Here is a 7,328-nt window from a genome sequence, read left to right as displayed (position 1 = left end):
GAATGCACCGTGAAGGGTGCGAACGGGTGAGGAGAACGGCGATGAGCTTCCCTTGCGGCCGCAGCGGCCGGGTTAGCGTGAAGGCACGGCGTTGAACACGCCGCCGGCTGGCGGCAATAAGGCGGAGGGAACCGACATCCTTTGTTACCGGTTCTGGTAGCTGATGAGTCAGGCAGGGTATGGCAGAATACACACTGATAATGGATCCGCGCCGTTATCTTACATGTGTGCCTTTGATTTCAGGACGTCCCCGACCGGAGACGTCTTTTTTTTGAGTAGGATATATGGCAGGTGAAAGTGAGAAGTGATTGTGCAATCATCTGTGTCGAAAACATCTGATGGGTTTTCACTTACAACGAATTTGACACATTTGAGGACGCTCTTTTCCCGGAAGGCGTCCTGTTTTTTTACGTCAACCCCCCTTCACCCTGTCGATGGCAAACTGCAGCGTGTCCCAGTTAAAACCGATGCCTGCATCGTGGCTGTGGTCGCAGATACGCATGGCTTCTGCAATTTCCTCCTCCGACAGACTGCCATCGAGGGACAGAAAATCATCTTCCAGCCAGAACGTCCCCATACACAGTGCATCCGGTGGGTACTGCTTCAGCCTGGCGATGAGCCCTGCCACCGTCACATCATCACGACATGCAGGACGCGACGGCAGGACGCGATCAGCGATGTCGTTCCAGCACCAGTCATCGTCGTCCGGTACGGGTTCCAGCAGGGTCAGTAATTCCACACCCGGCAGCCGGGAGAGCTGCTCCAGAACCTCCCCCAGAGAAAGTCGCTCTCCGCTGGCATCTTCACTCCACAGGTAATGGTGATTGATATAGACGGCAAACTCGCCGTTATCGAGTTCAATACAGGTCAGTCTGAACATGGTTGTGTCCTCAGCATCCGGCACCCTCTTGCGCCGTGCCGCCACAAAAACCCGGCGAAAAGCGGAGGACGCCAGGGCGACGCCGAAGCCGCAGCGCAAGCCCTGCACGGTGCATTCAGCCCGTGAAGGGCGCGAACGGGTGAGGACGGAGGCGACAGCTTCCCTGGCGGCTGAAGCGGCCGGGTTAGCGTGAAGGCACGGCGGCCTATCTTCCGGGACAACGTTAAACAGGGCGAGATAATTTCACATAAAATTAAAATGTGATTTACATCACAAAACAATACATTATAATCGCCGAAAAATTAAGCGTTTAGTTTTGACGGCAGGGATGAGATGTCACCCTGCCGTTTTTTTCTGAAGTGTACGGGGCCGGATTTAACGCGCAGGAGCAGCACCAATACGTCTCAGCGCATCCTCTACTTCACGCAGTCCAAAAATATCTTCCGGCGGCTGCTCTTTTCCGGACAGGCTACATACCGTAAAGACGGCATTTGATGCGGTTAATCTCTCGCGGAACAACGCCTGCAGTGCCACAACGACCAGCGTACGTTCGTCTCCTGTCAGTTCTTCAAGCTGCATACTGTTTCCTTCAGGTTAATGTTCATATTCATCCCCGCCCCTTTGGTTTTTTCTCGTCAAACGCCAGGAGAACCCCGAGGCCGATCAGTGAGGCATAGCAGACCTGCATCGCGATTGTCACCGGCAGGGAGATGTTATCAACAAGAACGCCGGGAACCACAACGGCCACGCCTGCCAGTATCATTCCCCTGCCGGTCTTTTTGACCCGTTCCGGCCACTGAGATTCAGGCACGTTCCGGGCACGCAGAAAGTTATGAATGCACTGCTCTGCCTTTTGTTTAATCACTGACATGTTTTAGTCTCCGAATGCCCGGCGCATATTTTTCTTTATCCTGGTCGCATCACCGGTTACCGGTGCAGCAGGCTCTGCTGGTTTCTCCGGTACTGCAGCCTGACTCACGCCAGCCGTACCGGCCATCTGCTGGACCAGAACCTGCAGCTCGCTGACCGTGCCGGGCGGTACCGGCATGCTGGCCAGCAGACGCGGCAGCTCCGGCGCGGTCGTATGCAGGGCCAGACCGGTGATAATCAGGTTTCTCAGCAGCTCTCCGCGCAGGCGGGATGACACCCCCGTCAGCACACGTTCAACCCGCTCACTGCTCCGGTCATCCAGAAGCGTCAGGGTGTAACGCCGGCGCTGGTATTCAGTATCCGGTGACATGGCCAGAGCCGCCACGCCACCGTCAGGCTCATCAGGAAGTCCTGAGAGTGAAGACCAGGTGCCGGAGACCAGCGCCATCACGGCACAAAGCCGGATGGCGCTCAGATGCCCGTCAAAGAACACCGGGATCAGCGCCGGTAAACGGGCATCCGTCTGGTACATCACCGCCCCGGCGGTGGCGGCGGTCCGGATGAAGTCACCGCGCAGGGGCTGTGAGATGGTGCTGATGGTCGCCATCGCCGCGATGTCGGTGCGATCGTCGCTGTGCAGATAGAAAGAATACTGGCCGTCCGGCACGTTTAGTCCTCTTTATTGTAAAGGGCAATCTCTCTGGCCAGTGCCAGCTGCGGATCGCCGATAACCTCGATACGGTCAGGAGCCAGAGGCCAGGCCTGACGGATAGCCTCTTCAATGAGGGATGCCCCTCCCCCGACCAGGAATACCCGGTTAACGTTCCTGAAGGCCGTCAGCTCACTGGTGACGCGCGCGCCCAGGGAAGTGATTGCCTCTGTAATTTTGTTCAGAACATCGTCGATTTTTCCGGCATCGTTGATCACACGCTGCAGATACTGACGATCGTTGCGGTTGCGGATGACCGTGTCAGCAATAAGCGCGCTGGTTTCGCTGTCTGCAGCCCGCAGCGCGCCTGCAGCTGCGCGGGTGACCTGCGACACGCCGACAGACGGATTGCCGTGTACCGCACTGATATCGTCAAACTGTCCGACAATCACGCCGGCATCGAGCGTGGTTCCGCCGAGATCGATAATCAGGGTGGTCTCTGCGGGACCGGGCTTCAGCTCCGCGAGACGGGAGAACGCCGCCGGCAGTGATTCCGGCATCACCGTCACGTTCGTTACGGTAAAAGCCCTGCCCTTATTCAGCACCAGTTTACGCATCAGGTTTTCCCGTTTGCGTCGGATGTTCTCCTCGTTCCGCTGGCAGTCCCCGTCATAATACTCGCTCAGGGGCAGCGTCACGGTCAGGCTCACCGGCTGCGGCTCAAGTCCGCTGTTCAGCAGGGCATGATGCACGGCCAGCAGGTTGAGATCACCGTACTGATATTCCACGTTTGTTGTCGGGATGGCATCCCGGCTGACGCTGTCCCAGGTATATTTCAGCGTGCCCACCTCATAGTTGAACGTTGCAGCACTGAATTCCGCCACTTTCCAGCCATGCCGGAAGGAGTTAGCAGAAACCCGGGTCTGCAGCTCGTTTCCTTCAAACCATGCCAGCTTAACATTAGTTGAACCATCATCGCAGTAAATATTCACCATTATGCTCCGTCAATTACACTCAATTTGATACATATTATAAGAGCAAAATGGAAAAATAAAAGCCTTATTTCTCATAATGAGAAATACAAAATAATCAAAATGATATTACTGAACATTTTGAGTAGCTTAGGTTACTCACTCTGTTCATGGCGCAGGCGATCTGGATTATCCTCACGCTGTTAAATATACTGTATGCATAACCAGTATATTTAGACGTCAGGAGGAAAGATGAAACTGCAGCTTTTCAGCACCGGGAAAGAACTCTCGCCACAGGCCCATCCGTTGTTTGCAGACCTGGCCAGCTGCGGTTTTCCCAGCCCTGCAGCTGACTATGTCGAATCCGATCTGGATCTCCATGATTACTGCATACGGCATCCGAGCGCGACTTACTACCTTCGCGCCAGCGGAGACAGCATGGCCGACGGCAGCCTGTACAATGGCGATCTGCTGGTTGTGGACTGTGCCGAGAAGCCCCGGCATGGCGATATTGTTGTGGCCAGCGTGCAGGGGGAGTTTACTGTCAAACGGCTGCTGCTGACGCCACGACTGACGCTGCAGCCCATGAACGCCGCCTGGTCGCCGATTTATCCCGACCCGGACGATCTGGATATCTTTGGCGTCGTCACGCACATCATCCACCGCCCGAGGGAGATGTACTGATGTTTGCCCTGGCCGATGTGAACAGCTTTTATGCCAGCTGCGAACGCGTTTTCCGCCCGGATTTGAAAGGAAAGCCGATCGTCGTCCTGAGCAACAACGACGGAAATGTGATCGCACGCAGCGCCGAGGCGAAGCCCTGGATAAAAATGGGCACCCCGTGGTTCCAGATAAAGAACGAGCTTTACCCGGAAAAAATATACTGTTTTTCAAGCAATTATGAGCTTTACGCTTCGATGTCGGCGCGCGTGATGAGCTGTCTGGAGGAGCTGGCGCCCAGGGTGGAACAGTATTCGATTGACGAGATGTTCCTCGACCTGACCGGCGTGGAGCACTGCATGGCTCTGGAGGACTTCGGCCGGCAGCTGCGCCAGCACGTATATGACTGTACCCGTCTGACCATCGGAGTGGGGACTGCTCCAACAAAAACCCTTGCAAAATCAGCACAATGGGCCTCAAAGGAGTGGAAACAGTTTCGTGGTGTGCTCGCCCTGACTCAGGGTAATCCTCAGCGAACGCGGAAACTGCTTTCACTGCAGCCGGTCGAAGAGATCTGGGGCGTGGGAAACCGTATTGCACGCAAGCTCAATGTTCTGGGCATTAAGACCGCGCTCGACCTGGCCCTGACGAACCCGGCCTTCATCCGCAAAAATTTCTCCGTCGTTCTCGAGCGAACAGTACGCGAACTGAACGGGGAAAGCTGCATGTCGCTTGAGGAAGCACCACCGACGAAACAGCAGATCGTCTGCAGCCGCAGCTTTGGAGAGAAAATCACGGAGTACGATTCGCTCCGCCAGGCTGTCTGTCAGTACGCAGAGCGGGCCTCAGAAAAGCTGCGTAAAGAGCGCCAGTACTGCCGGCATATTTCCGTATTCATCAAAACGTCTCCGTTCGCCGTTAAAGAGCCTTACTATGGCAACGTGGCCACGGAGAAACTGCTTACCCCCACTCAGGACACCCGGGACATCATTGCGGCCGCCACAACGGCTCTGGAGCGTATCTGGAAGGATGGGCACCGGTATGCCAAAGCCGGTGTGATGCTGAATGACTTCACCGGCTCCGGCGTTTCGCAGCTGCAGCTGTTCGACGAACGTCCTCCACGTCCTCACAGCGCTGAGCTGATGAAGGTTCTCGATGGCATTAATCATTCCGGGCTGGGACAGGTCTGGTTTGCAGGACGAGGTATTGCGCCTGCATGGCAGATGAAACGCGATATGCTCTCCCCTGCGTACACCACCCGCTGGAAAGATATCCCCATAGCGAGGATCGGTTAAATTTCGCCTTTCAGAGAGAGCCAGTAGTGCTCGCCGCAGCCGAACGACAGGGCGAAGCCCGCGAGTGAGCGAGGAAGCACCAGGGAACTGCACGGACAAATTCTGCTTACGCTCGGTGTTTAATGGATACCCCACTCTGTTTATCCACTTATCCACGGGCATATTTTTATAAGATCTTTTTAAAGGGTTGTTAGGTTTACCTTTTTAGAACACCTCTCAGCCCTTTATTCATGCGGGTTTGAGAAGGATCTGTGTGACAATCTGCCCTTTCAGTGTGACAAATCACCCTCAATCTCCATCTTAAAGTGTGACAGATTGCCCTTAACCCTGTGACAAATTGCCCTCATGATTTGTTGTATTCCACAAAGTTATCCCAACCTGTTGACTCTTTTTCAATTAGTGTGACAATCTAAATTCCTGTCACACTTTACACGGACCTGTCATGACGGAAGTTGCGGTTATCAACCATAAAAAACGTAAGAATAGCCCGCGAATTGTCCAGTCAAACGAACTGACTGAGGCGGCATACAGTCTATCTCGCGATCAAAAGCGTATGCTTTATCTCTTTGTGGACCAGATCAGAAAATCTGACGGTACGCTGCAGGAGCATGACGGTATATGTGAAATTCAGGTCGCCAAGTATGCGGAAACCTTCGGGTTGACCTCCGCCGAGGCAAGCAAAGATATCCGTCAGGCTCTCAAGGGATTCGCGGGTAAAGAAGTGGTCTTTTATCGGCCTGAAGAGGATGCCGGGGAAGAAAAAGGTTATGAGTCCTTTCCCTGGTTCATCAAACGTGCCCATAGTCCCTCCAGAGGGCTCTACAGCGTTCATATTAACCCGTACCTCATTCCTTTCTTTATTGGCCTTCAGAACCGTTTCACACAGTTCCGACTAAGTGAAACGAAAGAGATCACCAATCCCTATGCCATGCGCCTGTACGAGTCACTATGCCAGTACCGTAAGCCGGATGGCTCTGGCGTGGTATCCCTGAAAATAGACTGGATCATGGAGCGCTATCAGCTTCCGCAAAGTTATCAGCGTATGCCGGACTTTCGCCGTAGGTTCCTGCAGGCGAGTGTCGATGAGATTAACAGCAGAACGCCAATGCGCCTGTCTTATATAGAGAAAAAGAAAGGACGCCAGACGACTCATATAGTCTTTTCTTTCAGCGACATAATGTCGATTACACCTGAGTGAGTTTTGAGGGTGATTTGTCACAATTAGCAGGGTGGTTTGTCACACTAGAGTTAAAGCTCTCAGGGTGATTTGTCACATAACAGTTTGTCTTCCTTTGCCCTGACTGGTTTTCTGGAACTACATGGTTCCAATTTTGTGCTTTAAATACACTTAATGAGGGCAATTTGTCACATTTAGTTCAGTGCAGCTTGTCACATCTCCCCTCAGCCCTGAGTGTCGTTTGTCACACTTAAGTGCGTCCTTTCCACTTCTGGCTGAGGGTGCATTGTCACTATTTGAATTCAAAACCGCTGCCTGAACTATTTGTGCATTTTCCCTGCACTAAAGATGTGTTTGAGCAGGAAGCTGTTAAATGTCCTGTCTAAAGGTTCTGGCCAACCCGGAGGATCAGTTAAGAGCACACCTTCCTGCTCCATCCAGCTATGTGTTTGCAGTTTACGCTCGACATACTCCTCGGATTCAGAGCCCATTGTTTCGATGATGAAAGTGGTAACTATGTTTTCTTTGCTCGGAACCACATTCAGTATGAAGTCAGGATGAATGACCTCCTCCACCCCATTTTTAGTGCTTTTAGACGTGAAAAGTGGCTTGCTGAGGCTGATAGCATCCGGATGACTTTCCTGACGGCCAGCATAGCTGCTGGCGTTTATTATTACCTTCAGTGTGTCGCGTTCTTTGTTGCTATCCACAGGCACAGGATTATCAAGCGTATACGCAGCATGCGCATAGCCCTCATGGCAGTAAACCTTGCCATCCCTACCTCTGCGGTATTCCAGAATTGAAGTGGTTTACTGAATTTGGCCAC

9 protein-coding genes and 1 pseudogene are annotated in these 7,328 nt (G+C 53.3%); 4 read left to right on the top strand and 6 right to left on the bottom strand.

What is annotated here, in order from left to right; translation table 11 throughout:
• Positions 1–412 precede the first annotated feature (412 nt).
• Positions 413–880, bottom strand: coding sequence for a hypothetical protein (locus tag HMPREF3143_RS10445; protein WP_033488156.1), 468 nt, complete (start codon positions 878–880; stop codon positions 413–415).
• On the opposite strand from HMPREF3143_RS10445, the gene HMPREF3143_RS25610 reads away from it, so the two are divergent.
• Positions 879–1,073 (top strand): hypothetical protein, encoded by a 195-nt coding sequence (locus HMPREF3143_RS25610; protein WP_074162140.1) that lies wholly within the window; start codon positions 879–881, stop codon positions 1,071–1,073. The two genes, HMPREF3143_RS10445 and HMPREF3143_RS25610, sit on opposite strands and share 2 nt — an antisense overlap.
• A gap of 182 nt (positions 1,074–1,255) precedes the next feature.
• On the opposite strand, the gene HMPREF3143_RS10440 is transcribed toward HMPREF3143_RS25610, so the two are convergent.
• From HMPREF3143_RS10440 to parM, 4 genes are read right to left on the bottom strand one after another with little or no spacing between them, the layout of a single operon-like run.
• Positions 1,256–1,459, bottom strand: coding sequence for a hypothetical protein (locus HMPREF3143_RS10440; RefSeq protein WP_033488155.1), 204 nt, complete (start codon positions 1,457–1,459; stop codon positions 1,256–1,258).
• Positions 1,460–1,487: 28 nt separating this feature from the next.
• On the bottom strand, positions 1,488–1,751 hold the full coding sequence (locus tag HMPREF3143_RS10435; protein ID WP_062939626.1) for a hypothetical protein: 264 nt from the start codon (positions 1,749–1,751) through the stop codon (positions 1,488–1,490).
• A 3-nt stretch (positions 1,752–1,754) separates the two neighbouring features.
• Positions 1,755–2,417, bottom strand: a complete 663-nt coding sequence (locus HMPREF3143_RS10430) for a plasmid partitioning/stability family protein (protein WP_033488153.1) — start codon at positions 2,415–2,417, stop codon at positions 1,755–1,757.
• Positions 2,418–2,419: 2 nt separating this feature from the next.
• Positions 2,420–3,391: a plasmid segregation protein ParM domain-containing protein gene (gene parM / locus HMPREF3143_RS10425; protein WP_162489785.1), complete on the bottom strand. Its 972-nt coding sequence runs from the start codon at positions 3,389–3,391 to the stop codon at positions 2,420–2,422.
• Positions 3,392–3,622: 231 nt separating this feature from the next.
• Between parM and umuD the strand changes: the two genes are divergently transcribed.
• The 3 genes from umuD (at position 3,623) to repE (ending at position 6,523) form a co-directional block, all read left to right on the top strand.
• A complete protein-coding gene (umuD, locus tag HMPREF3143_RS10420; RefSeq protein WP_033488151.1) occupies positions 3,623–4,054 on the top strand; it encodes a translesion error-prone DNA polymerase V autoproteolytic subunit in 432 nt (143 codons plus the stop codon).
• Positions 4,054–5,325, top strand: a complete 1,272-nt coding sequence (locus HMPREF3143_RS10415; protein ID WP_033488150.1) for a Y-family DNA polymerase — start codon at positions 4,054–4,056, stop codon at positions 5,323–5,325. Before umuD ends, HMPREF3143_RS10415 begins: the two co-directional genes overlap by 1 nt.
• Before the next feature lie 442 nt (positions 5,326–5,767).
• Positions 5,768–6,523: a replication initiation protein RepE gene (gene repE, locus HMPREF3143_RS10410; protein WP_008502210.1), complete on the top strand. Its 756-nt coding sequence runs from the start codon at positions 5,768–5,770 to the stop codon at positions 6,521–6,523.
• A 299-nt stretch (positions 6,524–6,822) separates the two neighbouring features.
• On the opposite strand, the pseudogene HMPREF3143_RS24745 reads toward repE, so the two are convergent.
• Positions 6,823–7,305, bottom strand: a pseudogene (locus HMPREF3143_RS24745) (hypothetical protein); the annotation flags it as partial.
• Positions 7,306–7,328: the final 23 nt, after the last annotated feature.

The organism is Enterobacter sp. HMSC16D10 (assembly GCF_001807145.1).
In the GTDB taxonomy this organism is placed as follows: domain Bacteria; phylum Pseudomonadota; class Gammaproteobacteria; order Enterobacterales; family Enterobacteriaceae; genus Enterobacter; species Enterobacter roggenkampii.
This window is presented reverse-complemented; position numbering and strand designations above follow the sequence as displayed.

Coding starts and splice junctions, on each gene's coding strand:
- umuD (WP_033488151.1), top strand. CDS start 3,623: ATGAAACTGCAGCTTTTCAGCACCGGGAAAGAACTCTCGCCACAGGCC.
- HMPREF3143_RS25610 (WP_074162140.1), top strand. CDS start 879: ATGGTTGTGTCCTCAGCATCCGGCACCCTCTTGCGCCGTGCCGCCACA.
- HMPREF3143_RS10445 (WP_033488156.1), bottom strand. CDS start 880: ATGTTCAGACTGACCTGTATTGAACTCGATAACGGCGAGTTTGCCGTC.
- HMPREF3143_RS10435 (WP_062939626.1), bottom strand. CDS start 1,751: ATGTCAGTGATTAAACAAAAGGCAGAGCAGTGCATTCATAACTTTCTG.
- HMPREF3143_RS10440 (WP_033488155.1), bottom strand. CDS start 1,459: ATGCAGCTTGAAGAACTGACAGGAGACGAACGTACGCTGGTCGTTGTG.
- HMPREF3143_RS10415 (WP_033488150.1), top strand. CDS start 4,054: ATGTTTGCCCTGGCCGATGTGAACAGCTTTTATGCCAGCTGCGAACGC.
- repE (WP_008502210.1), top strand. CDS start 5,768: ATGACGGAAGTTGCGGTTATCAACCATAAAAAACGTAAGAATAGCCCG.